The 23,659-nt window shown below is 58.3% G+C and carries 26 protein-coding genes and 1 pseudogene; 16 read left to right on the top strand and 11 right to left on the bottom strand.

Annotated features, from left to right (window positions below):
* Positions 1 to 4: 4 nt before the first annotated feature.
* The 3 genes from BST95_RS09960 (at position 5) to BST95_RS09970 (ending at position 2,070) form a co-directional block, all read left to right on the top strand.
* Positions 5 to 982, top strand: a complete 978-nt coding sequence (locus tag BST95_RS09960; RefSeq protein ID WP_084199157.1) for an NADPH:quinone oxidoreductase family protein — start codon at positions 5 to 7, stop codon at positions 980 to 982.
* A gap of 18 nt (positions 983 to 1,000) precedes the next feature.
* Positions 1,001 to 1,480: a potassium channel family protein gene (locus tag BST95_RS09965; RefSeq protein ID WP_084199159.1), complete on the top strand. Its 480-nt coding sequence runs from the start codon at positions 1,001 to 1,003 to the stop codon at positions 1,478 to 1,480.
* Positions 1,481 to 1,542: 62 nt separating this feature from the next.
* On the top strand, positions 1,543 to 2,070 hold the full coding sequence (locus tag BST95_RS09970) for a DsrE family protein (protein ID WP_169843906.1): 528 nt from the start codon (positions 1,543 to 1,545) through the stop codon (positions 2,068 to 2,070).
* A 41-nt stretch (positions 2,071 to 2,111) separates the two neighbouring features.
* Here BST95_RS09970 and BST95_RS09975 read toward each other — a convergent pair whose 3' ends face one another.
* The 4 genes from BST95_RS09975 to BST95_RS09990 form a co-directional block, all read right to left on the bottom strand.
* Positions 2,112 to 2,636, bottom strand: a complete 525-nt coding sequence (locus BST95_RS09975; protein ID WP_229801647.1) for a retropepsin-like aspartic protease family protein — start codon at positions 2,634 to 2,636, stop codon at positions 2,112 to 2,114.
* Between the two features lie 14 nt (positions 2,637 to 2,650).
* Positions 2,651 to 3,484 carry a glutathione-dependent disulfide-bond oxidoreductase gene (yghU, locus tag BST95_RS09980; RefSeq protein ID WP_084199163.1) on the bottom strand — a complete coding sequence of 278 codons (834 nt, stop codon included), beginning with the start codon at positions 3,482 to 3,484 and terminating at the stop codon, positions 2,651 to 2,653.
* Positions 3,485 to 3,553: 69 nt separating this feature from the next.
* Complete coding sequence (locus tag BST95_RS09985; RefSeq protein WP_169843907.1) at positions 3,554 to 4,717, bottom strand: tetratricopeptide repeat protein; 1,164 nt, start codon at positions 4,715 to 4,717, stop codon at positions 3,554 to 3,556.
* Between the two features lie 34 nt (positions 4,718 to 4,751).
* Positions 4,752 to 5,675 carry a LysR family transcriptional regulator gene (locus BST95_RS09990; protein ID WP_084199167.1) on the bottom strand — a complete coding sequence of 308 codons (924 nt, stop codon included), beginning with the start codon at positions 5,673 to 5,675 and terminating at the stop codon, positions 4,752 to 4,754.
* A 114-nt stretch (positions 5,676 to 5,789) separates the two neighbouring features.
* Between BST95_RS09990 and aptA the strand changes: the two genes are divergently transcribed.
* The 3 genes from aptA to BST95_RS10005 all read left to right on the top strand — a co-directional run bounded on the left by aptA (position 5,790) and on the right by BST95_RS10005 (position 8,589).
* On the top strand, positions 5,790 to 7,130 hold the full coding sequence (aptA, locus tag BST95_RS09995; protein ID WP_084199169.1) for an omega-aminotransferase AptA: 1,341 nt from the start codon (positions 5,790 to 5,792) through the stop codon (positions 7,128 to 7,130).
* Positions 7,131 to 7,157: 27 nt separating this feature from the next.
* Positions 7,158 to 8,129 carry an AEC family transporter gene (locus tag BST95_RS10000; protein WP_084201133.1) on the top strand — a complete coding sequence of 324 codons (972 nt, stop codon included), beginning with the start codon at positions 7,158 to 7,160 and terminating at the stop codon, positions 8,127 to 8,129.
* Between the two features lie 85 nt (positions 8,130 to 8,214).
* Entirely contained in the window at positions 8,215 to 8,589 is a 375-nt protein-coding gene (locus BST95_RS10005) for a PilZ domain-containing protein (protein WP_146004199.1), read from the top strand.
* Between the two features lie 36 nt (positions 8,590 to 8,625).
* Here the strand turns inward: BST95_RS10005 and BST95_RS10010 are convergent, their stop codons facing one another.
* Positions 8,626 to 9,762: an acyl-CoA dehydrogenase family protein gene (locus BST95_RS10010; protein ID WP_084199172.1), complete on the bottom strand. Its 1,137-nt coding sequence runs from the start codon at positions 9,760 to 9,762 to the stop codon at positions 8,626 to 8,628.
* 135 nt (positions 9,763 to 9,897) lie between these two features.
* On the opposite strand from BST95_RS10010, the gene BST95_RS10015 reads away from it, so the two are divergent.
* The 7 genes from BST95_RS10015 to BST95_RS10045 all read left to right on the top strand — a co-directional run bounded on the left by BST95_RS10015 (position 9,898) and on the right by BST95_RS10045 (position 16,410).
* Complete coding sequence (locus BST95_RS10015; protein WP_084199173.1) at positions 9,898 to 11,325, top strand: aldehyde dehydrogenase family protein; 1,428 nt, start codon at positions 9,898 to 9,900, stop codon at positions 11,323 to 11,325.
* A gap of 20 nt (positions 11,326 to 11,345) precedes the next feature.
* Positions 11,346 to 12,836 carry a glycerol kinase GlpK gene (gene glpK, locus BST95_RS10020; protein WP_084199175.1) on the top strand — a complete coding sequence of 497 codons (1,491 nt, stop codon included), beginning with the start codon at positions 11,346 to 11,348 and terminating at the stop codon, positions 12,834 to 12,836.
* Between the two features lie 2 nt (positions 12,837 to 12,838).
* A complete protein-coding gene (locus BST95_RS20485) occupies positions 12,839 to 13,024 on the top strand; it encodes a hypothetical protein (RefSeq protein WP_082849970.1) in 186 nt (61 codons plus the stop codon).
* 107 nt (positions 13,025 to 13,131) lie between these two features.
* A complete protein-coding gene (locus BST95_RS10030) occupies positions 13,132 to 13,842 on the top strand; it encodes an FkbM family methyltransferase (protein ID WP_240500167.1) in 711 nt (236 codons plus the stop codon).
* Positions 13,843 to 13,899: 57 nt separating this feature from the next.
* On the top strand, positions 13,900 to 14,457 hold the full coding sequence (locus BST95_RS10035; protein ID WP_084201134.1) for a nitroreductase family protein: 558 nt from the start codon (positions 13,900 to 13,902) through the stop codon (positions 14,455 to 14,457).
* Positions 14,458 to 14,476: 19 nt separating this feature from the next.
* Positions 14,477 to 15,409 carry a peptidyl-prolyl cis-trans isomerase gene (locus BST95_RS10040; protein WP_084199179.1) on the top strand — a complete coding sequence of 311 codons (933 nt, stop codon included), beginning with the start codon at positions 14,477 to 14,479 and terminating at the stop codon, positions 15,407 to 15,409.
* A complete protein-coding gene (locus BST95_RS10045) occupies positions 15,406 to 16,410 on the top strand; it encodes a HupE/UreJ family protein (protein WP_066052332.1) in 1,005 nt (334 codons plus the stop codon). The genes BST95_RS10040 and BST95_RS10045 overlap by 4 nt, the downstream gene beginning before the upstream one ends.
* A gap of 6 nt (positions 16,411 to 16,416) precedes the next feature.
* Here the strand turns inward: BST95_RS10045 and BST95_RS10050 are convergent, their stop codons facing one another.
* Complete coding sequence (locus BST95_RS10050) at positions 16,417 to 17,196, bottom strand: hypothetical protein (protein WP_084201135.1); 780 nt, start codon at positions 17,194 to 17,196, stop codon at positions 16,417 to 16,419.
* Between the two features lie 30 nt (positions 17,197 to 17,226).
* On the opposite strand from BST95_RS10050, the gene BST95_RS10055 reads away from it, so the two are divergent.
* On the top strand, positions 17,227 to 18,030 hold the full coding sequence (locus BST95_RS10055) for an alpha/beta fold hydrolase (RefSeq protein WP_084201136.1): 804 nt from the start codon (positions 17,227 to 17,229) through the stop codon (positions 18,028 to 18,030).
* On the opposite strand, the gene BST95_RS10060 is transcribed toward BST95_RS10055, so the two are convergent.
* Entirely contained in the window at positions 18,016 to 18,645 is a 630-nt protein-coding gene (locus BST95_RS10060; protein ID WP_084199181.1) for a TetR/AcrR family transcriptional regulator, read from the bottom strand. The genes BST95_RS10055 and BST95_RS10060 overlap by 15 nt on opposite strands.
* A 128-nt stretch (positions 18,646 to 18,773) precedes the next feature.
* Here BST95_RS10060 and BST95_RS10065 point away from each other — a divergent pair, with 128 nt between their 5' ends.
* Positions 18,774 to 19,100 (top strand): DUF3301 domain-containing protein, encoded by a 327-nt coding sequence (locus BST95_RS10065; protein ID WP_084199183.1) that lies wholly within the window; start codon positions 18,774 to 18,776, stop codon positions 19,098 to 19,100.
* Positions 19,101 to 19,104: 4 nt separating this feature from the next.
* On the opposite strand, the gene BST95_RS10070 is transcribed toward BST95_RS10065, so the two are convergent.
* The 4 genes and pseudogenes from BST95_RS10070 to BST95_RS21140 all read right to left on the bottom strand — a co-directional run.
* Positions 19,105 to 19,719: a LysE family translocator gene (locus BST95_RS10070; protein WP_084199185.1), complete on the bottom strand. Its 615-nt coding sequence runs from the start codon at positions 19,717 to 19,719 to the stop codon at positions 19,105 to 19,107.
* A 5-nt stretch (positions 19,720 to 19,724) separates the two neighbouring features.
* On the bottom strand, positions 19,725 to 21,173 hold the full coding sequence (locus tag BST95_RS10075) for a coniferyl aldehyde dehydrogenase (protein ID WP_084199187.1): 1,449 nt from the start codon (positions 21,171 to 21,173) through the stop codon (positions 19,725 to 19,727).
* Between the two features lie 18 nt (positions 21,174 to 21,191).
* On the bottom strand, positions 21,192 to 22,610 hold the full coding sequence (locus BST95_RS10080) for a GMC family oxidoreductase (protein ID WP_240500168.1): 1,419 nt from the start codon (positions 22,608 to 22,610) through the stop codon (positions 21,192 to 21,194).
* A 203-nt stretch (positions 22,611 to 22,813) separates the two neighbouring features.
* Positions 22,814 to 22,894: pseudogene (locus BST95_RS21140) on the bottom strand (hypothetical protein); the annotation flags it as partial.
* An 84-nt stretch (positions 22,895 to 22,978) separates the two neighbouring features.
* On the opposite strand from BST95_RS21140, the gene BST95_RS10085 reads away from it, so the two are divergent.
* On the top strand, positions 22,979 to 23,578 hold the full coding sequence (locus BST95_RS10085; protein WP_084199189.1) for a TetR/AcrR family transcriptional regulator: 600 nt from the start codon (positions 22,979 to 22,981) through the stop codon (positions 23,576 to 23,578).
* Positions 23,579 to 23,659: the final 81 nt, after the last annotated feature.

Consider the following 23,659-nt stretch of genomic DNA (forward strand, 5'->3'; position numbering starts at 1 on the left):
TGGCATGAGAGCAGTAATCTGCAGCGAACACGGTCTGCCTGAAAAATTAAACCTGGAACAGGATTGGCAGGCGCCAACACCCGGTGAGCACGAGATTCTGGTGGATGTGAAGGCCGCGGGCCTCAACTTCCCCGATGTACTGATGATCCAGGGCAAGTACCAGATGCAGCCCGATATGCCGTTTATTCCCGGCGGCGAGTGCGCGGGTATTGTGCGCGAAGTGGGCGACAAGGTGACCCGCTATCAGCCCGGTGACAAGGTCATCTTTGCGGGCGGCACTGGCGCGTTCTGTGAACAGGCTGTGGCGCATGAATTGGCTGCATTCCCCGTGCCGGAAACGCTCAGCTTTGAGCAGGCTGCCGGTGTCTGCATCACTTACTTCACGTCTTATTACGCGCTCAAGCAGCGCGCTGAGCTCAAGCCGGGTGAAACCCTGCTGGTGCTGGGCGCGGCTGGCGGCGTGGGTTCGACGGCGGTAGAGCTTGGCAAACTGATGGGCGCCAAGGTGATTGCGGCCGCCAGTTCCGAAGAAAAACTGGAGCTGTGCAAAAAACTGGGCGCCGACGAGGTGATCAACTACTCCGAGGTGGACCTGAAGACTGCGGTCAAGGAACTCACTGGTGGCAAGGGCGTGGATGTGATCTACGACCCGGTCGGCGGCGACTACGCCGAACCAGCTGTGCGCAGCATGGGCTGGAATGGCCGCTATCTGGTGATTGGCTTTGCCAGCGGCCCGATTCCTGCGATTCCCCTCAACCTCACACTGCTCAAGGGCTGCTCTCTGGTAGGGGTGTTCTGGGGCCGGTTTGCCGGTGAGGAACCCGCGGTGCAGATGCAGAATGTGGAAGAACTCTGGAAACTGTTTGAAGAAGGTAAGCTGAACCCGGTAGTCACCGATTGCTTCCCTCTAGAGCAGTATGAAGATGCCTTCAACTGTCTGATTGATCGCAAGGCCCGTGGTAAAGTTATTCTCACGACATAAACCGTGTAGGAGAAAAGTTTGAGGCGTTATCGCGATGAACTGGTCCTGTTGGCAGGGCTGCTGACGGCCTTTGCCCTGACCGCGAGTATTTCGGTGCTCGGCAGATGGTCGCTGTGGAGTTCGATCGTGGTGCTATGCCTCACCACTTTTTATTACAGCTACACCTTTTTTCACAGCGATAACCGTGGCCTGAAACTGTTCCTTTTTCTGGTCCAGGCGATCCTGGTCATCTTCTATTTCGCGTTGATCTACCGTTCCTTCGGGATTATCGACAGCGCTACCGGGCAGACCATTAGCCCCGAGTGGCTGGACGCCATGTATTTCAGTGTCGTCACCTGGACGACCCTGGGCTATGGGGATTTCCGGCCGGTCCACGATGCCAAGATCTGGGTCATGGCCGAAGCTCTGCTGGGCTATGTGTTCATGGGTATTTTCGTCGCTAAAATTCTCTATATGCTCCGTGGCGACGAAGACACATTGGCGGTTGAAGAAGCCTAGGCTTTCCCTACCAGGTGCTTGATAGATGGTGTACCTGCAAACCGTTACAAGAGGTAATGCCTGTGACGACGATACACACATTCACGCTGTTTACTCTGATGGTATTCGGAATGCATGCGGTCGCCGGCCCGGAACAGTTTGTCGCTGGCGACCTAATTGAAGGCTACGGTCCCATTGCCCGGGTAGACGCTCCCAGACCGCCTGCGGGCGCCGCTATGAAGGTGATGTTTAACGTGACCCACGGCGCGGACGAGGGTCAATATAATCGCAGCTTCGATAACGGAGCCAGCTATATGAATCTGCAGTACTGGGCCGGTGTGCCGGCAGACAAGATTCATGTCGCCTCTATTGTGTCAGGGCCGGCGCATCGCGATATTCTCAATGATCAGGGCTTCGGTAGTACCAACCCGAGCGCGCCGCTGGTGAAAGCACTGTTGGCGAAGGGCGCGAAGTTCTATTTATGCGGCCAGTCTGCCGCCTACCGCGATGTGTCAGCTGATGACGGTATTAAGGGGGTGGAGATAGCGATGTCAGGCAGCACCACCGCCACCTTGTTGCACCAGCAAGGGTATGCATTAAGCCCGTTTTAGTCTGCGAACATGCACTGTTATGCACCGCATTGAGTGAGCGGTTAGTGACGCAGAATCAGCGTGTCGCCGCGCTGGGTGAACTCAATGTGCTTCAGGAAAGACATACCCAACAGGATTTCTTCCATTTGTAGGCCGGTGGCAATGCCCGCCTGTACGCCCCGCAATTCGATATCGCCCACGGCCACACTGTCCAGTCTTGCGGCGTAGCTGGTGGACATGCCGTTAGCGGTCTGCGTGCGATAAGGACGTCCGCGGGGAATGCCCAGCCGTCGGGCAACTGGCTCGGGAATGGCTACGCCGGTAGCGCCCGTATCGAGCATAAATGTCACCGGCTGGCCGTTAATCGTGCCATTGGTGACGTAGTGGCCGAACCGATTGCGTTGCAGAACAACCTCGCGCGCGCCGCCTTCGCCAATGCGGGTGTCCACCCGTTGATTGGGATTGAATTGCTTCTCAAGTACATCGCCGAAGAACAACACCCCTAGGCCGAGCAAAACCACCCAGGCGAGGATCATCATGCCCGCGCCCATGCGTTTTTGCTCTTGAATGCCAGGGTGTTGGCTCACGACTGCGTCCGGGTTTACTTGAAGTCAGCGGCGCTATGGCGCTCGGGAACCTGGCGCGCTTCGTCGCCCCAGCGCACATTCACGCGCATGCCGCGGTCAACACCTGGGCGCGCTTCGAGTGCGTTCGCCCAGCGCATAACATGTGTGTACGACTCTACCTGGAGAAACTCCTGGGCGCTGTATAGCTCGCCTGTTACCAGCTTGCCGTACCAGGGGAGGATCGCCATATCCGCCAGGGTGTATTCGTTGCCAATCATGAATTCACGTTCGGCCAGATTGCGGTCTAGCAAGTCCAGTTGGCGCTTGACCTCCATGGTGTAGCGATTAATGGGATATTCGAATTTGGCCGGCGCGTAGGCGTAAAAGTGGCCGAAGCCGCCGCCGAGGAAGGGGGTGGCGCCCATTTGCCACATCAGCCAGGACATGGTCTCGGCGCGTGCCGCGCTGTCGGTCGGCAAAAACGCGCCGAATTTTTCTGCCAGATAGACCATGATGGCACCTGACTCGAATACGCGCACCGGAGTGTCGCCACTGCGGTCGACCAGTGCCGGAATTTTGGAATTGGGATTGGCCGCCACAAAGCCTGAGCTAAACTGGCCGCCCTCGAGAATATTCACAATCCAGGCATCGTATTCCGCTTCGCTAATGCCTTTCTCCAGCAATTCTTCCAGCAGTACGGTGACCTTCTGGCCATTGGGTGTGCCCAGCGAGTAAAGCTGCAGAGGGTGTTCACCCACGGGCAGTTCCTTGTCGTGGGTGGCGCCGGCGATGGGGCGGTTGATCGAGGCAAACTTACCGCCGCTCTCGGCGTCGTGCGTCCATACTGTGGGTGGTACGTATTCGGTCATGTAATTTTCCTGCGTAGTAAACCGTGAAGGCCCGCTGCCTCCAGCGACAAAGTATTCAATGGGGGCAGACTAGTGTGAAGTCAACGCCGACAGCTTTCTTTCGTATAAGCGCTGTCGCTGGTCGTCGGTTGCGTATTCGCGCGCCCTGGAGAGCATGCGTTCTGCTTGGTCAATCTCTCCCAGCATATACGAGGAGCGCGCTTGACCAAAGTAGCCGTCGTGCATATAGGGGGCAAGACTGGAGGCACGCTTGTACAGGGCCCTGGCCTGGCGGTAGTCGCCCTGGTCAAATGCAGCGTTGCCAGCGGCCAGCCAGTTCACCGGGCTGGGATCCTCGAGTGCCAGTAATTGGCGCCCCAACTGCTCGGCTTCCTGTTTCCGGGCCTGGGCTGCCAGCAGTAGCTGGTAATTTTTCAGTAGCGAGACATTGTCCGGGTTGCCGGCAATGGCGTGAAGGTAGATTTTCTCGGCTCGCAAACTGTCACCCACCCGGCGATGTAATACGCCCATCATGTTGAGACCATCGGGATGTTCCGGTGCCAGTAGTAGCGATTGCTGCAGCAGGGCAAAGCTCCGTTCATTCTCTTGCTCGACCAGCGCCTCTGCCGCGAGATTCCTATAGAACATTGCCAGATACTGGTTGCGGCTGATGTTGCCCACGAAGACCTCGTCGCCCGACGGGAAATAATCAATGGTGACCCCGGCGGGGCGCAGTATTAGTGACCCCACGTTTGCCCGGGTGGTGGGGGTGTAGATAAAACTACGGACATGCTGTTGTTTGAGCGCGGTGGCCCCTTCCAGGCTATAGACCGGAATCGATTCAACCTGCTGGAACTGTACTTCAACGTCGACCAGTTCAGCCAGGGCGGTAGTGAGAATAGCCAGCGACAAACAATTACCGCGCTGTTGGGCGAACGTATTGGTGGCGGTCAGCGTGTCGTCGTAGAAGGTAAACACTTCGCCAAAGGAGGTAATGAAATCCGCAACTCTGCGATGCCGCGACAGGTCAGCGCGTTGCGGGTCGTGAAAATAGCTTAGGAATTCGGTGCGCTGCCTTTCGTCGAGGGTATGGATGGCGGTGGTGTCGGGTATGTCTGCCACGGGGGTGAACAGGGCGTAGTCGGAATAGGGGGCCACCGAGGTAGATACCTGGTGCGATACGTCGCTAGAGGCACAGGCGCCCAGTAACAGCCCCAGACCGATTGGCATCAACATGCGGGTGATCAACTTCATCGCGCTTCCCCCTCTCAGGCGTGACAGGGTGAGCTTACACCTCGCGATGCGCCGCGACCAGTGCATCCAGCAGCGCCTGCACGACCTGTGACGGTGGTGGCGAGCGACGCACGATTGCACTGAATTCACAAACGTACTGGAACGTGTCTGGCAGCAGCGGACGCATCACACCCTTGGCGACAAAGGTGTCTGCATAATGTTCAGGTAAGTAACCAATGTAGCGGCCTGACAACACCAGGTGCGCTACCGCTTCCTGGTCATGGGCGGTGGCGTGGCGCTCCAGTCCGATACTGCGGCTGGCCTCCATGTTAGGTGAATGGTAGCCAATGCCCACATAGCGGCAGGCGCGTACCTCGGCAGCGGACAGATCGCGGCCGGCGCGTTCGAACAATGGGTGTTCACGCGCGCAGTACAGATACATTTGTTCCTCAAAGAGCTTGAAGTAATCCAGGCTGGAGGAGGGGCGATGGTTGGGGATAATGCCGAGTTGGTAGCGCCCTTCCATGACCCCGCGTTCAATGGCATTAATGGGCTCAACGCAGATTTCCGGCTCCACCTCCGGGGCGCGTCTGTCGAATGCGGCGAACGCGCGATGAATGTGGCAGTCGGGGTTGGACGCAGTCTTATCGAAAATGGCGATAGATAGATGCCCCGTCAGGGCCTGGTGAAGGCCTTTGACGTCCTGCTGGAATTCATCCATCGCAATCATGATTTTCTGGGCGCTGGCATACACCTGCTCACCCTCGGGCGTCAGCGAAAATCCGCCACGGCCGCGTCGGCACAGCGTGACCCCCAGGCGGGTTTCCAGATCCTTGATGTGTCGGGAGATAGTGGAGCGGTTGATGTTGAGTTCCAGCTCGGCTGCAGCAAATCCGCCGCAGCTGACCACAGCCCTGAATACACGTAACAAGCGCAGGTCGTTATCGGTGACGTTTCCCAGTAGTGCTTTTCGCGCCATCAGTCCGCCTTTGACTAAAAGTTGCATTATGTTGAAACTTTATATTTATAGTTAATGATTTATGCAACTTAAAGTGGCACGTAAACTGCGCTTTTTTACGTTGAGACCTACGCCATGACCAGTATGACCGATATCCAGCCGCCACTGACTCGAGAGGAACTCGAAGCGCACTGGATGGCCTACACCGGTAACCGTCAATTCAAAGACGATCCCCGCATGCTGGTGGGGGCGCAAGGCGCCTACTACTTCGACGACAAGGGCAGGCGTATTTTCGACGGTCTGTCTGGCCTGTGGACCTGCGGTCTGGGCCACAATCGGCTTGAAATCGCCGACGCTGTCAGCGAGCAGTTGCGCACGCTCGATTACACCCCGGCGTTTCAATATGGCCAGCCCAAATCCTTTGCCATGGCAAACCGATTGAAAGAGTTGACGCCGGAAGGACTCGATTACGTGTTCTTTACCAACTCTGGCTCTGAGAGTGCCGATACCTCGCTGAAAATGGCCCGGGCCTATTGGCGTCTGAAGGGGCAGGCTACCAAGACCAAATTGATCGGCCGGGCCAAGGGCTACCATGGCGTGAACTTCGGTGGAATTTCGGTGGGCGGCATTGGCGCCAACCGCAAGCTTTTCGGTACTGCGGTAGACGCTGATCATCTGTCGCACACCATGATTGCCGGCAATGAATTTACGCCCGGCATGCCCAGTAATGGCTGGCAGTTGGCTGACGAGCTCAATGAGTTGATTGCACTGCATGATGCCTCGAATATCGCGGCGGTGATTGTCGAACCACTGGCGGGCTCTGCGGGGGTCATTCCTCCCCCGGCAGGTTACCTGCAGCGCCTGCGCGACATTTGCGATGCCAATGACATTTTGCTGATTTTTGATGAAGTGATTACTGCTTTTGGCCGCATGGGTGCAATGACCGGCGCTGAAGCGTTTGGCGTAACGCCTGATATCATGAATGTGGCCAAGCAGGTGACTAACGGCGCTATTCCGATGGGTGCCGTCATTGCCAGCAACGAGATTTACCAGACATTTATGGCCCAGGGCGGCCCTGAGTACATGCTGGAATTCCCACACGGCTATACCTATTCTGCCCACCCGGTGGCCTGCGCCGCCGGCCTGGCCGCACTGGATGTGCTTGAGAAAGAAAAACTGCCGCAGCGGGTGGCCGAACTGGCGCCATACTTTGAACAGACCCTGCATCAACTCAAGGGGCAGCCGCATCTGACGGATATCCGCAACTACGGCTTTGCCGGCGGCCTGACCTTCGCGGCCTATCCCGGCGAACCCGCTCGGCGTCCTTATGAGATCGCCATGCGCATGTGGGAGAAGGGGTTTTATGTGCGTTACGGTGGCGACACCATCCAGCTGGGTCTGCCGTTCATCACTGAGAAGGATGAGATCGACAGCCTGGTCAGCGCATTGGCTGATACCCTGACCGAACTGGCGTAAGCGAGCGGCTTGCGCCAGAATTGGCGCTTGAACCTTCACGACGCCTCATCACTCCTCTCTGCGTGCCTCGCGGTCTCATTGCCCACCTTTGGCTGGGTGGCCGCCGGCGCGCTACTCAATCGTGTAGGTTGGTTTCCCCAGCCGCTGAATGACTGGATCTCCCGGTGGTCCTTTAATCTCGGCTTGCCGCTGATGCTGTTTGCCGGAGCCGCCGGCGTTGATTTTCGCCACTTGAGTGGCACTGCCTATATGGCTGCGGGGCTGCTCAGCACTGCACTGGTAGTTGCTGCAGCCTGGCTATACAGCGCCTGGCGCGGCCACCCCTTTGCGGAGCGGGGCATCTTTGTACAGGGGGCGTATCGCAGCAATCTGGCGATTGTCGGTGTCGCACTGTGTGTCTCCGCCTACGGGGATCAGGGCGCGCGTCTGGCAGCATTGGCCATTGCAGTGATGACCACCTTCTATAACATTCTCGCAGTGATTGTTCTCAATCTCACACTCGGCGGTAATGCCTCGGTCTGGGGTGCGGTGACGGACATTGCCCGTAACCCACTAATCATCGGCATCGCCGCCGGGGTCGCGTTGTCGCTGTCGCCGTTCCCAGTCCCTGCGTTCGTGCACGCCAGTGCCTCCTCGTTGTCTGCCTTCTTCCTCCCCGTGGTGTTGCTTTGCATCGGCGCAGCCATGCGCCTGGACGAGCTTCGCGGCTCGGGGGCCCTGGCCTGGGAGGCCTGCGCCTGGCGGCTGTTGGTGGCGCCATTGCTCACGGTAGTTTTGGCGCTTGCCCTGGGCGTGAGGGGCGAAGCGCTGGGGGTGTTATTCCTGCTGGTCGCCACACCCGCTGCGGCGTCGGGTTACATCATGGTGGCGGCGGCGCGGGGCAACGCCGCGTTGGCAGCGAATATCGTGGTGCTCACCACGGTATTGTCGGTGGTGACTTTGACCCTGGGTCTGTTCGCTCTTGCCATGTTCGATCTGGTGGGGGAATTCCGATCCTGAAAAACTGGAGAAAACTGTAGTTCTCTGCTGACGGCTAAGGCTTGCTGTGGCTATATTTTCGGCTGTCAGTTACCAGGAGGAAGCAATGCCCGAAGCCATTGATTATGCCGAGCGCCGAGAACATCAACGAGTACCTGTTGTACAGGCACTTTTCCTCGAGGTCGAAGCGGGCGGGGGACGTCGTCAGACTGAAAGCGCCGTCATCCGCTGTGAGACTGTCGACGTCTCGGTAGCGGGGTTGCGCCTATTGGTACCGCAGGAAATAGCGGCGGGCAGTGTGCTGCATATTGCCGTCCCCATGGGGGACTGGAAGGACAATCTAGAACTTGCAGGTGAGACGAAGTGGTGCCAGGAGGCTCGCGGTAAACCGGGCTACTGGGTGGGGATAGAGCTCAATGACACCACCCGTGAAAACATGGAGAAGTGGTGCGTGGTAGTACAACAGTTGAGCGCCAAATAAATGAGCGGAGCGACCATTGGTCGCTCCTTTATGGCGTTATCGACCCAGAATAGAGCGCGCCACGAGTTCGCGCATGATTTCCGAGGTGCCACCGTAAATGCGCTGAATACGCGCATCGGTGTAGTAGCGCGAAATCGGATACTCAGCGGTGTAACCGTAGCCACCGAACAATTGCAGACACTGGTCAATCGTGCTGCATTGCATCTCGGTGTTTGCATATTTCAGCATCGCGGCATCGTCCGCAGTCAACTCACCGCGGGCATAGTCGTCTGCACATTTTTCGTACAGCGCCCGGTTCAGGGCAATCTCGGTTTTGACTTCAGCCAGGGTGAAACGCGTGTTCTGGAATGAGGCTACTGTCTGGCCGAAAGCCTTGCGTTCCAGCACGTAGTCCACGGTGATGTCCATGGCGCCCTCGGCGGCCGCCACTGCCTGTGCGGCAATACCCAGGCGCTCGCGAGGCAGTTCCGTCATCATGATGACGAACCCCTTGTTCTCTTCGCCAAGCAGGGCAGAGGCGGGCAGGCGTACATCCTGGAAGAACAGCTCTGCCGTGTCGGAGGCGTGCTGACCGATCTTCTCGATCTTGTTGCCTTTCTCAAAGCCGGGCAGGCTGGCGTCCACCAGAAACAGCGATGTGCCCTTGGCGCCTTTGCCCGGGTCGGTAATCGCCGCCACAATCACCAGATCGGCGTGAATGCCGTTGGTAATAAAGATTTTCGAGCCGTTCAGAACCCATTCTTCGCCATCGCGAACCGCCGTGGTGCGAATACCCTGCACGTCGGAACCCGCGCCGGGTTCGGTCATGGCAAGTGCGCCAACCGCTTCACCGGTAATCATTTTCGGCAGCCACTGCTGCTTTTGTTCTTCGGTTCCGAAGTGATTGATATAGGGCGCCACAATATTGCTGTGGATTCCGTAGCCGCTGGCCAGGCCACCGAAGCCCATGCGTGACATTTCCTCAATCATGGCCAGGCAGACCCGTGGCGAGGTGCCGGCACCGCCGTAGGCTTCAGGCATATCGGGGCACAACAGGCCCGCGGCGCCGAGGGTGTTCCAGAGTTCACGCGGCACGAGGTGTTGCTCTTCCCAGCCTTCGTAGTGGGGTTCAATCTCCTGTTCGTAGGCGCGTCGCGCCATGTCGCGGAACAGGGTCAATTCTTCATTATCCATGGGGATCTCCGGATGTTTGATCTGTCTTAAGCTGGTTAAAAACCGCGCGAATTGTACACCCCTCTGGGGTGATACCCAAGGACGGGGGCACTGCTAGACTTGGGCTCTTTTTCAACATCAGAATGAGATACAAAGATGCGCGACTACCGTCAGTTTTACATCGATGGCCAGTGGGTTGATCCAGCGATACCCAATGATCTGGATGTGATTAACCCCGCCAATGAAGCCCCGTGCGCCGTCATCTCCATCGGCGGGCAGAGCGATGTCGATCGCGCCGTCGCCGCTGCCAGGGAGGCGTTTGAGAGCTACAGCCGTACAACGCGTCAGGAGCGGATTGAATTGCTGGAGGCCTGTGTGGCTGTGTACCGCGAACGTTATGATGATATCGCGGTGGCAATTCGCGAGGAGATGGGTTCCCCCCATACCTTTGCAGTGGAAGAACAGGCGGACTGTGGACTGGGGCATCTGGTGGAAGCGTTGCGCGTGCTGCGCGAGTTTGAGTTCGAGCAGGAGATGGGTAATACCCGGATTTTTCAGGAGCCTATCGGTGTTTGTGGCCTCATTACGCCCTGGAATTGGCCCGTAAACCAGATTGGTTGCAAGGTCGCTCCGGCCCTGGCCGTCGGCTGCACCATGGTGCTCAAGCCCAGTGAAGTGGCTCCCTTGTCGGCGTGGCTGTGGAGTGAAGTCATGCACGAAGCCGGTGTGCCGGCAGGTGTATACAACATGGTGAACGGCGATGGTCCTGGCGTTGGTACAGCGCTTTCCGTCCATCCGGATGTGGACATGATGTCATTTACAGGGTCGACGCGCGCTGGGGTCGCAGTCGCCCAGAACGCTGCGCCAACCGTAAAACGTGTCGCCCAGGAACTGGGAGGGAAGAGCCCCAATATTGTGCTTGATGACGCGGATCTAGAAGCGGCTGTGACCAGTGGCGCGCTGCACATGTTTGCCAACACCGGGCAGTCCTGTAACGCCCCGTCGCGTATGTTCGTGCCGGCTGCGAAGCTCGCTGAAGCCGAACAGATTGCGGCCAGGGCAGCGGCCTCAGTGGTTGTCGGTGACCCTGCAGACCCTGCCACCACAATGGGCCCGGTTGTTTCCAAACTGCAGTTCGACAAAATCCAGGGGCTGATTCAGCAGGGAGTTGATGAAGGTGCTCGTCTGGTCGCCGGGGGCACCGGTCTGCCAGAGGGCTTAGAGAAAGGTTATTACGTACGTCCCACGGTGTTCTCCGGGGCGACCAACGAGATGGTTGTCGCGCGCGAAGAGATTTTCGGCCCGGTCCTCACCATGATTCCCTACGACAGTGAGGAAGAGGCCATCTCGATGGCGAACGATACCGTCTACGGCCTCGCCGGCTACGTCCAGAGCGAGGACCTGGAGCATGCGCGTCGAGTGGCTTCACGGATCCGCGCCGGCAATGTGAAAATCAATGGCCAGTGGGGCGGCTATGCCGTACCCTTTGGCGGGTACAAACAGTCCGGCAACGGGCGGGAATGGGGCGAACACGGGTTTGCCGATTTTCTGGAAATCAAGGCCGTAGAGGGCTACGGCGACTAAGCGAATCTCGGAGATGACATATGGCCGACTTTATCCTGGCGATCGACCAGGGCACCACGGGCAGCACGGTGGCTTTGATGGATTCGGCAGGCAAAGTCAGGGCCAGTGTTAATAACGAGTTCCCGCAGGTCTATCCCAAGCCTGGTTGGGTAGAGCACCGGCCCGACGAAATCTGGGGCTCGGTACTCAAGGGCATTCGCGCGGTGTTGCGCAAGAAAGTGTGTAAGGCCGCAGATATTGCCGCGATCGGCATTACCAATCAGCGCGAGACGAGCCTGCTGTGGGATCGCCAGAGCGGAGACCCACTGAACAACGCTATCGTCTGGCAGTGTCGACGCACCACTGATTTCTGTGAAAAGCTGAAATCTGCTGGCCATGAACGCGATGTACGGCGACGCACGGGGCTGGTGCTCGATCCTTACTTTTCGGCCAGCAAATTTCGCTGGCTGCTCAACAATACATCCGGTATTTCACGCCTGCGCAGAGCAGGGCGGGTGGCTGCTGGTACGGTCGACAGTTACCTGATCTGGCAGCTCAGTGGCGGCAAGAGCCATGTCACCGACGTGTCCAACGCGTCGCGTACCTCTCTCATGAATCTCAAGACCTGCGCCTGGGATCGCAAAATGCTCGATTTGTTTGAGGTGCCGGTCGATATATTGCCGCGCATCGCGCCTTCCAGTGCTGAACTGGGCCGAACCCAGGGTGTGCCAGGATTACCCGATGGTATCCCGATTACCGGTGTGGCTGGCGACCAGCAGGCGGCGCTGTTTGGCCAGGCTTGCTTCGCCCCAGGCGACGCCAAGTGTACGTTCGGCACGGGCTCGTTCATTTTGATGAATACCGGTTCAGAGCCTTTGCAGTCTGATGCAGGCCTGTTGACCACGGTGGCCTGGCAGCTGGGGGAGCAAGGTAAGCCGGTGTTTGCCCTTGAGGGCGGCGCGTTCATTTGTGGCGCCGCTGTGCAGTGGTTGCGCGATGGCTTAAAGATCATAAAAAACGCTCCGGCAGTAGAAGCGCTGGCCCGTGAAGTGCCGGATCACGGCGGCGTTGAGTTCGTCCCTGCGTTGACCGGGCTCGGTGCTCCGCACTGGGCCCCCGAGGCTCGCGGCACGTTGACGGGACTGACCCGCGGTACCCAGTGGGGCCATATTGCCCGGGCTACCTTGGACGCGATGGCCCTGCAGAACGCAGATATTTTGCGGGCTATGGAGTCCGATCTTGGCAAGCGCATGAAGCCCCTGCGGGTTGACGGCGGCGCTGCTGCCAATAACCTGCTGATGCAAACCCAGGCCGATGTGCTGGGGCGCAAATTGATTCGCCCCCAGGTCATTGAAACGACGGTCGCCGGCGCCTGCTATCTGGCCGGGCTGGGAGTTGGCATGTGGCAAAGCCCGAAAGATATTCGCGATATCTGGCAGGTGGAGAGCGAATTTTCCGTGGCCATGAGCACCGGTGCCCGGCGCAAGCGTCAGGTATCATGGAACAAGGCGCTGGAGCGCACCCTGCTCTAGTTATGGCTGACGTCATTCCGTTTCGCAAACCTACCCTCAAAGAAAAGCACAAGGGCAAGACGCTGTGTCGACACGGCCACCACAAATGGGAGGTCGACGTAGCGAAGCAATTCGACGTGAAGCAGGGCAGGCTGGTCACCCGCTATGTCTGTACGCGTTGTGGTAAACATAAAGTAAAAGCACATTAATTCATGACGACTTCTACCAGGCAGCGGGTCAATCTTGCTGCACCGGGCTGCCCAGGCCACTGACAATTTATATCCACGGTGAATACGACCAGCACGTATCAAGGCAATTGCGAGATACTGCCGTCTGGGAACCTTACGAGTCCAGCCTGGTATTACAGTGCCTGCGCCCTGGGCAGGTGTTTGTGGATGTGGGCGCGAACATTGGCTATTTCTCGCTGCTGGCAGCGGCCGTGGTCGGCGCCGAGGGGCATGTGTATGCGTTTGAGCCAGATCCGGAAAACTTTGCCCTGTTGCAGGCGAGCATCGTCGACAATGGTCTCACCTGCATCGAATCCGTGCAGGCCGGACTCGCGGCGCAGCCCGGCCAGGCGCGCCTGTTTCTCAGCGAGAACAATCTTGGCGATCACCAGATATTTGATGCCGGGGGTTCGCGCCAGAGTGTGGCGATCGAGCTCCTCAACGGCAGTGACTATCTGGCGCCACGCATCGGGAATATCGACCTGTTGAAAATTGATACCCAGGGTTCCGAGCACGGTGTTGTTCTGGGGCTATTACCGCTGTTACAAGCTCAGTCAGTGCCCGCCAGGATCATTGTAGAGCTCACGCCGCGTTCCCTGCGCCAATGTGGTAGCAGTGGTCGTGAACTGATTGAGAGCCTGGCCACACTGGAAGCGCCGTTCTGGATTATTGATCACATTGAGCATCGGTTGGTTGGCAGCAGTGCTCAGGAGCTGGCGCAGTGGTGTGACAATGTAGACGCCGTGCCTGAAGATGAAGGCTTCATGAATATCCTGGTAGGGCCGGGCCTGGCGGGCTGAAGAAAATCACTGCCGCTACTGCTATGATGTGGCGGCTAAAATAATCGCGGTATGCTGATGAACGAACACCTCAAGTTTCTTGTGAGCAGGAATTCTGCTCCTAAGCTAACCTCGCCTGGGCCTGATGCCGATGAGCTGGCACAAATGATGTCCGCGGCATTGCGCGCCCCGGATCACGCCAGACTGCGACCATGGCGCTTTCTCACGGTCTCCGGTGAACGCCGTGAAGCCCTGGGTGAGCTGCTGCTGCAGGCGCTGCTGGCCCGCAACCCGGATGCGGATGAAAGCGCCCAGACCAAGGCGCGCAATGCACCGTTGCGAGCGCCTGTCGTGGTGGTCGTGATTTGCAAACTCTCCGAGCACCCCAAGGTGCCGCATATCGAGCAGCGCCAATCCGCTGCCTGCGCAGCTCACGGTTTGCTCCTCGGTGCAGAGGCGCTGGGCTATTCCGGCATCTGGCGCACCGGTGATGTCGCGTTTGATCGCCCGTTTATGACCAGCCTGGGGCTGGCTGCCGATGAAGAGATAACCGGCTTTGTCTATCTCGGTACTCGCGACGGCAAGCCCAAGCCGCTTCCTGAGATGAATCCTGAGGAGTTCAACCAGTACTGGTGAACTAATCCTGGAGTTATATATGCGTTTACTGGCCAGGCTGAATCGGCCCTGGGTACATTTTTTATTGCTGGGCACTTTGCTGTTCTGGCTGCAGGGGCGGTTGTTTCCCGCGCCATTGCCGACTATCGGCCCTCTGCCTGAGGCCCGGATTGCAGCGCTCAAAGAGCAGTGGTTTACGGCGGTTGGTCGACCACCTTCAGACGAGCAGATGGCGAAACTCATCGACGCCGAGCTCGATCGGGATATGCTCTACCAGCGCGCTCTTGAACTCGAGCTGCATCTCTACGATCCCGTGGTATACCAGCGCTTACTGCGCAATATGTTTTTCCTTGGGTTGGGAGAGGGGATGACTGAGCAGGAGCGCTACGAGCAGGCATTGGAAATGCGCCTTCATCTGGGCGATGAAGTGGTCAAGCGCCGGATGATTCAGGTGGTCGAACAGCTGTTGTTGGCCGCCAACCCGCCAGCCGCTCCCAGCGAAGCTGAACTGGCCGTGGAGTTTAACGAACGGCAGGAAGAGTTGCGTCGTCCCCCTCGCTACACCGTTGAACACGTTTACTTCAATCGCGATCGCGAAGCTGATGTTGGGTCGGTGATTGACCAGATTAATTCCACTGGACTCACGCCCACTGAGGCCAGGGAGTTGAGTTCGCCGTTTTTGCCTGGCTATCGCTTTGTGCGCCAGACGCCGGATCAGTTGACGCGCCACTTTGGCAGTGCCTTTGTGTTAAATCTGCTGGAAGCACAGCCCGAGGCGAATGCCTGGGTGGGGCCGGTGCGTTCCACTTACGGCCAGCACTATGTGTACGTGAGTGAGATTGTGCCGGCTCGCGCCGCTACGCTCGATGAAGTACGTCCGCTGTTGGAGCGTGACCTCAAGTCGCGTGCCCGCGCCACAGCGCTGGAAGACAGCATTGCCAGGATGCGCCAGGACTACGAGGTGTTGCGATGAGACGTTTACTGGTCAGCATAGTGTTGCTGAGTGTCGGGTTGGGATTGACCAACGCAGCCAGTGCGCATCGCTTTGCTCCGTCGCTCCTGAAAATTAACCAGATTGACGCCAGCCAGTATCACCTGGTGTGGAAGACGCCGGTGCAGGCCACAAGCAATGTGCCATTGTTACCGACGTGGCCAGAGAGCTGTGCAGTCACCCAGAGCAGCCCGCCTCATGTCGAGGGAACAGGCAAGGTCACCAGCCTCCAGATCACCTGTGCTGATCTCGGCGAAGACGGATTGGTAGGCGATGCTATCGGGGTTTCGGGGCTGGGGGCCAATCAGGCTTCAGCGATGGTGATGCTGCGCATGGCAGATGGGCGGCAGTATCAGGAAGTGCTCAATGCTGAACAGGCGGAGTTTATCGTGCCTGCCGAGCCCAGTGCGGGTGAGGTGGTCACGGATTACAGTGTGCTCGGCATTGAACACATCTGGGGAGGCATCGACCACCTGCTGTTTGTGTTTGGACTGCTATTGCTGGTGGGTGGCGGGGCGCGCCTGTTGTGGACGATTACGGCTTTCACGGTTGGTCACAGCATTACGCTGTCACTGGTGACATTGGGTTTCTTCGATTACCCGGTGGCACTGGTGGAATTCACCATTGCCCTGAGCATTTTTGTGCTGGCGGTAGAGCTCACCCGCAAGGGCAGTAACGATTTGCTCTGGCGTCACCCCTGGTGGTTAGCCGGTGGCTTTGGACTCCTTCATGGAATGGGGTTTGCCGGTGCGCTGGCCGAAACAGGGCTGCCACAGGACAACGTGCCGCTGGCGCTGCTGTTTTTTAATGTGGGCATTGAGTTGGGCCAGATCGCCTTTATTCTGGTGGTATTGCTGCTCTGGTGGCTGCTGCGCAGGCCGTTGGCACCCTGGCAGGAACGTCTGCGTTGGGTGCCGGTGTACGTGTTGGGCAGCCTGTCGGCGATGTGGTGTATTGAGCGGGGCCTGGAAGCCCTGGCCTGAAGCCTGTCAGGGATTTCCCGGCCAGGCTTTCATCTCGATCAGTGGGTGGAAGGCCAGTTGAATGCCTTCGTTGAGATGCGTCTCGTTTTCCAGCATGTTGCGGCGACGGGTAAAGCGGCCGCTTGAGGAGCGAGTGTCGATAGCTTCGGTGGCATCCAGCCCGCCTCGACCGAAGAACACGCGTTGCAGTTGGTTGTCGAAGATCGCGATCTGAAGCGAAGCCACCGCCGCCAGCTGGTTCCAGTCGAAACCTACTGAAACGCCGTCACCGGGTCCCTGCAGGGCGGGTTTGCGGCTGACACCGTCCCAGCGGGCCAGGTGTTTCATGCCGATGTTAAAGGCGACCTCCAGCTCCATCAGGTCGGTAAATACAAAAGCGTCCAGTTTGAACTCTTTCTGCATATCGTCACGGATACTTTCCATGATCTGGGCAAAGGTACGCATGTTGACCTTGCCTGTGGTCGGATCAATCGGATTACCAAAGGCGCGCACACCGGTACTCCAGCGCTGCTGGAATTCCCTTTGAGGAATAACCTTGTAGCCGTTTTCCTTGAGGTAGCCGGCAATCATGCCGTCAATCCGAGGTGCTTCTTTCTCCAGATAATTGCGTGAAGGGGCGCCGAGATTTACGTGGGGAATGACCACCGTTTTTATCGGGTTGGCGGTGATTTTGGCCTGATCGATTTCAGCACTGAACGTGGTGGGGTTGTAGGTGGGGGTGCTGGCGCAGGCAGCGAGTACACACAGAGACAGCAGAGCACCTAGGCGGGCCAGAACAATACGCATAGTGACATCCAATTGGTTATAGTGGGCCGCATGGTAGCAAAAACTCCAAACCAACACATTCATTTCAACGAGCGCGGCGATGGTCGGCCGGTGATCGTGCTGCACGGTTTATTCGGCAATAGCAATAATCTGGGCGCGCTGGCGAGGTCGCTGGCCGAGCACTATCGCGTATACAGCCTGGATTTGCCCAACCATGGCCGCTCTGCCTGGACCGAGGGCACCAGCCTGCGGGCCCAGGCTGACAGCCTGCTCGAATGGATGGCGGATCAGGGGCTGAATCAGGTAGCCATAGCGGGGCACTCACTCGGTGGCAAGGTCGCGATGGAGATGGCCTTACAGGCGCCTGAGCTGGTCCACGCGCTGGTCGTCGCTGACATTGCACCGGTGGCCTATCCGCCCCACCACGACGAGGTCTTCGCGGCGCTGGATGCAGTGGCCGTAGGCGGTTGTACTTCGCGGGCACAGGCCCAGTCTGTCATGCAACAGTGTCTGCAGGAAGACGGCGTCATCGATTTTCTGCTGATGAGCCTCAAGCGCAATGCGTCGGGCTGTTATGACTGGCGTTTCAATGTCGCTGGCCTCAAGCAAGGGTATGGCGCGGTTCGGGCGGGACCAGAGCAAGGGCGCACCTATGCTGGACCGGTGTTGTTTGTGAAAGGGGGGGACTCAGACTACATCTTGCCGGAGCATCGTGAACAGGTAACAGGTTTCTTTCCGTCGGCTGAGCTGAAAACCATGCCCGGCTGTGGTCATTGGCTGCACGCCCAGCAGCCGGCGCTGTTTAACAGCATTGTCGGCCGGTTCCTGAGCCGCCACTATTCAGGGCGCGAGTAGTTCCTGCAGCAGACGAACCTGTTCGCGAATGGCGTCGGGGCTGGCGAGATCGGTACCCGTGGCCACGAGCGTCGAGGGGGCTACCAGCAGATTATAGGTGAGCGCGCCGGAGATCAGATGTAACAGGTGCAGCGGTGACCCTGCCCGGATCAGCCCCTGACGCTGGAACTCAATCACAAATAATTCACCGAGACGGTAGTCTTCCTGCATGCAGTGTTCAATGAGCCACTTCTGACGCTCGCCCTGGGCCGCTGCTTCGTGAAACATAAACCACAGCCAGTGGGGTTGCTCGCAGGTAAACTCCACCAGGGCGGTAAAGCCCTCGCGCATCCGGCTCGCCAATTCGCCGCCGGCAGCGTCACCCAGTTGCATGGCCAGGGCGTCATTGCGTTGCTGCCAGATCTGCAGGGCGGCTGCACGCCAGAGTTGCTCCTTGGTGGAAAAATGGTACTGCACCAGCGCTTTTTTAACGCCCGCCTGGGCGGCGATGTCGGCGAGAGAAGCTGCGTCGAAGCCGGCTCCGGCAAAGGCGTTGGCCGCAGCTTCGAGAATCTGGGCACGGGTCTGCTCGCGCTGCCGCTGGCGACCGGTAAGGCCTGTTTCGGCCTGACTCATAACCTGAAATCCATGTTATAGAGAAGAAGGGTAGGCTGAAGTTTACACGTCAGGTTCAGTAGCGGCTATACGTTGCCCGCTGTCCTCGGTATGCTTGGCATCGTCTTTCTCATTGTGTTCCACGTTCGATGTATTTATCCCTTGGTGAAATCCTGACGCTGTTTATCGTCGGCGCCATTTGTCTCTATCTGTTCTCGTCCACCCGGATTCGAGAGATAGCGCTGGGCCATGTCGCCCGGGCCAGTGCCCGTGATGATTTCCAGTTGCTAGACCAGTCAGTGCATATCCAGAGGGTATCCCTGAGTCGCGACGACGACGGTCGCTGGCGCGTGTGGCGCCAGTATCGTTTCGATTACACCTACGATGGTGTGGAGCGGCGCCAAGGCCATGTGATTATGCTGGGCAAGTCGCTGCAATCGGTGGTGGTCACCGAGCAGCCTCGAGTACTCCACTAGGCCTTCAGGCCAGGGCCCTGAAGAGCACGGTCAATGCCAGGGCAATCAGAATAACCCCGAACACCCGGTCGATATTCCGGCTGTTTTGCTGAAGCCGGTCGAAGAACAGTGGGTGAGAAACCAGCAGTGCCATCAGACAGTACCAGGCGCCATCCACAGCGCCCACGGTGAATGCCATGATACCTTTTTCGATTATCGGAGCCTCCGGGCGCAGAAACTGGGCAAACAGGGCCACCATGAAAATCGCTAGCTTGGGGTTGAGAAAGGCCACCAGAAAGCCGCTCACCGCTGCGCCACGCGCATCCTGATCCTGTTGCTCGGTCAGTGGGCCTGCACCTTCGCTGCGCAGCGATTTCACGCCGAGGTAAATCAGGTACAGTCCGCCGGCAATCTGGAACAGCAGAAAGACTGTGGGCGAGCTGGCAATCAGCACGGCAAGGCCCGTCACAGTGAGTACGCCGTACAGGCCGGTGGCAATGCCGTGACTTAGTGCAGCGATGATGCCGGCGTTGCGGCCGCCGCGCAGGGCCGCATTGATAACAACGGCCAAACTGGGGCCTGGCGACATGGCGCCCAGCAGACAGATACTGGCCAGGGACAGCCACTGGCCTAAGTCCATGGGAATTACTTCTTGATCTGGGAGTCCAGCATCTTATCAAGCTTTTGGCCATAAGGGGGCAGGGTGCCGGCCAGTTTGGCCATATTCACCCAGCCTTCCCGATAGACACCGCGGGCGTGACTAAAGGTGCGGAATCCATCAAAGCCCCGGTAGTTGCCCATACCGGAGTGGCCAATGCCGCCGAAGGGAAGATCGTCGCAGCCCACGTGCATGGCAATCTGGTTGATGGAGACACCGCCGGAGATGGTTTCGTTCAGTACTCGCGCCTGCTCCGCCTCGTCTTCGCCGAAGTAGTAGAGGGCCAGAGGCCGCTCTCGGTCGTTGATGAACTCGAGCACCGGGTCGAGATCATCGTAGGTCTTGATGTTGAGCACTGCGCCAAAAATTTCATCCTGCATACAGGCGAGGTCATTGTCCGGGTTCACGATCAGGTGCAGTGCCAGCTTGTGCTCCGCGGGTGCTGACATCTCCTCGCCGGGCGGGCACAGGGTGACGATTCTCATACCGCGCTCGGCGGCTTCATCAATATAGCCTTTGACACGTTCGTAATGACGTTCATTGATGCAGGCGACAAAGTCAGGGTTGCCCTGGATGCGTGGGAACTGTTCTGCAATCACGTCGCGGCAGCGCTTAATGAATGTCTCCAGTTTTGACTGGGGGACAAAACAATAGTCCGGGCTCACGCACAGCTGGCCGCCGTTCATGGATTTACCGGTAATAATGGTTTCCGCTGCCTTATTGATATCGGCAGACGGGGAAATGATGACGGGGGATTTGCCGCCAAGCTCCAGTGTGACGGGGACCATGTTGTCAGCCGCGGCCTTGCCTACGAGACGGCCTATGGATGTCGCGCCAGTAAAAATAACGTGGTCCAGTTTCAATGCGCTGAAGGCGGCGCCAACTTCAGGGCCACCGGTGACAATGGAGATTTCGGTTTCCTCGAAGTACTGGGCAAAGAGCTTGCGCATCAGTTCGGCGGTGTGGGGTGTGAATTCGGAGGGTTTGATCATGGCTCGATTGCCCGCACCCAGGACATCCGCCAGTGGACTGAAGATCATGTTCACGGGAACATTCCATGGCGTCATGATGCCCACCACACCCTTGGGCTGGTATTTGACATAGGCTTTGGCGCCCAGGAAGTTCATTGGCATGAACGGACTGCGCTTTTCGGGCTTCATCCATTTCTTCAGGTTCTTCTTCACGAACTTGAGGCTGCCGATGGAATTCATGATATCCATCATCTGGGTGACATAGGGTGAGCGACCTTGAAAATCCTTGTCAACGGCATCGCAGATGGCCTGCTTGTTATCCACCAGCAGGGCGATACAGCGGTCGAGGCGGTCGATGCGCGTCGCCAGTTCAACGTGGCCTTCGGCACGGAATGCCTGGCGCTGATTGTCGAGGATGAGTTGCAGTTCGGCGGCAACGCCCTGGTCGTTATAGGGTGCGTTCACAGTGAATCTCCTTGGTGATTAGTTGGCAACGGCTTTGAGTGGCGCGGGCGCGCGGTTGCCCGCCTCCTCGGCGTCGGTCATTCCTTCCGGCAGGGTGACTCGCACACCGGCGTCTTGCAGAAGCATGTCGGCGCATTTCTCGGCGATCATCACCGCCGGCGCATGGGTATTGCCGGATACGATATTGGGCATGATGGACGCATCGGCCACACGCAGGCCTTGAATACCGCGCACACGCAGGCGCTCATCAACGACAGCATCATCGCCCTGGCCCATTTTGCAGGTGCCCACGGGATGGTAAACGGATTCTGCTTCGGCCCGCACGTAGGCCAGAATTTCTTCGTCGCTCTCTACCTGTGGGCCCGGACGAAACTCCGTGCCCAGATGGTTGGCCAGCGCCGGGGCTCGAAAGATTTCGCGGACCCGGCGAAATGCATCGATCATGACCTGGCGATCCTTCTCGGTATCCAGATAGTTCGCCCGGATCACCGGGTATTGGCTCGGATCCTTGCTGCGCACGTGAACGCTGCCGCGGCTTTCCGGCCGCAGGTTACACACGGTGGCGGTAGTGCCCTGCGTGGTTTTCAGATTGCCTTTGGCGTCCGGTTCGCTGGCAGCGGGCGCGAAGTGGATCTGTGCATTGGGGGTTGGCTCGTCGTCGCTGCTGCGGAAAAACACGCCAATCTGGGCCGCGGGGTGAGCCAGCAAGCCCTTGCCCCGGGTGAAGTATTTGATGGCATTGCCAAGAATGGCCAGCGGCTTGGTCTCCTCGTAGAACGTTTTGAGGCCGTTGATACCCTGCTGGATGTTAACCGTGAGGTGATCCTGCAGGTTCTCGCCCACGCCTGGAAGCGCGTGCGTAACTTCGATGCCAGCCTTCTCCAGATGTTCGGGATTACCAATGCCGGAAAGTTCCAGCAACTGGGGTGAATTGATGACGCCGCCGCAGAGAATAATTTCGCCGCTGGCGCGCGCCTCGACTGTCGCCGCATGCTTCCCCGATGTCTGATAGCGGATGCCGACTGCACGGCCGTCCTCGAGGAGGATTTTTTGTGCCAGTGCGCCGGTGACAATCTGCAGGTTGGGGCGGTGTTCACAGGCTTTGAGGAAGGTGCGTGCGGCGCTCTGGCGTTTGCCAGCGCGGATGTTGGTCTGGTAATCCCCAGCCCCTTCCTGGCTGGCGCCGTTGAAATCTTCATTGAAGGGCAGTCCGGTCTGAACAGCGGCTTCCACAAAAATGTCTGCCAGCTCCAGCTTCTCTTCCAGCGGCGGATTTTCAACCCACAGTGGGCCGCCCTGGCCATGATAGTCATTGGCCCCCTCGGCGCGATGTTCCGAGCGCTTGAAGTAGGGCAGAACTTCTTCGTACGACCAGCCCTCATTACCCTGCGCAGCCCAGTTGTCATAGTCCTCGCGTTGGCCGCGGATATAGACCATGCCGTTGATGCAACTGGTACCCCCAGGACTTTGCCCCTGGGCCAGGAAATGCGGCGATTGAACATGCCTGCCTCTGGCTCGGTCTCGTAGCACCAGTTGACCTTCGGGTTGTTCATCATGAAGGCAAATCCCAGTGGGATGTGAATGGCCGGGAAGGAGTCTTTGTTTCCCGCTTCGAGTAGCAGCACCTTGCGGCTTGCTTCCCGGGAGAGTCGATAGGCCAACGCGCAGCCTGCGGAGCCTGCGCCCACAATGATGTAGTCGTATTCTTGGCGGTCCGTCATGTAGGAACCTCTGTCGTTGTTGGTTAGACAATTGAACAAAAAACGAATATTGTTCAAGCGTAGCACAGCTGGAGAATACCGTTAGTGAATGACTTGAGCGGGCAGTTCAACCCATCAGACCAGGGCGACCCGATGGTCGGCCGAATTCTCGATGCCGCCGAGCGTTGCATCGAGCGTTTTGGTATCAGGCGTACGTCGATGGGCGAGGTGGCTCGCGTGGGTAAGCTGTCCCGCGGTTCCATTTATCACCACTTCGGTGACAAGGACACGCTGGTGCAAGCGGTGCTGCATCGCCGTCAGCAGATCTTTCTCAATGAAACCGAAGCGGAGTTGGAGCAACAGCAGACGCTGGCGGACAAACTCATGCTGTCTGTCACCCGGGGGCGGGCCGCCGCGGCCGAGGGGCTGATCGCCAGCCTGGCAGAAACCGAACCGGAAACGGTGGCGATGATGTATTTGAGTCCTGGCTTTTACACCCGCAGCGTATCTTTCTGGCCACCGCATGTGGAATTGGCGCGCCAGCAGGGCGAGATATCGTCGAGTGTGAGTGCTGAGACGGCGACAGACTTTCTGATGCGGTTGGCCGTGTCGCTGGTTATGTTTCCGGAGATGGGCGTAAAGCTGGACACGCCTGCACGTCTGCGGGCTTACATCGAGCAGGCGATTCATCGCGGTTTGAGCTGAGTACTGGGCCGGGTTACGAATCGTGAAGGGTTGTCCACAGATTTTGTGGATAAGTCAGTGGGTAAAGTGTTCAACCTGCGG

Source organism: Halioglobus japonicus, from assembly GCF_001983995.1.
In the GTDB taxonomy this organism is placed as follows: Bacteria; Pseudomonadota; Gammaproteobacteria; order Pseudomonadales; family Halieaceae; genus Halioglobus; species Halioglobus japonicus.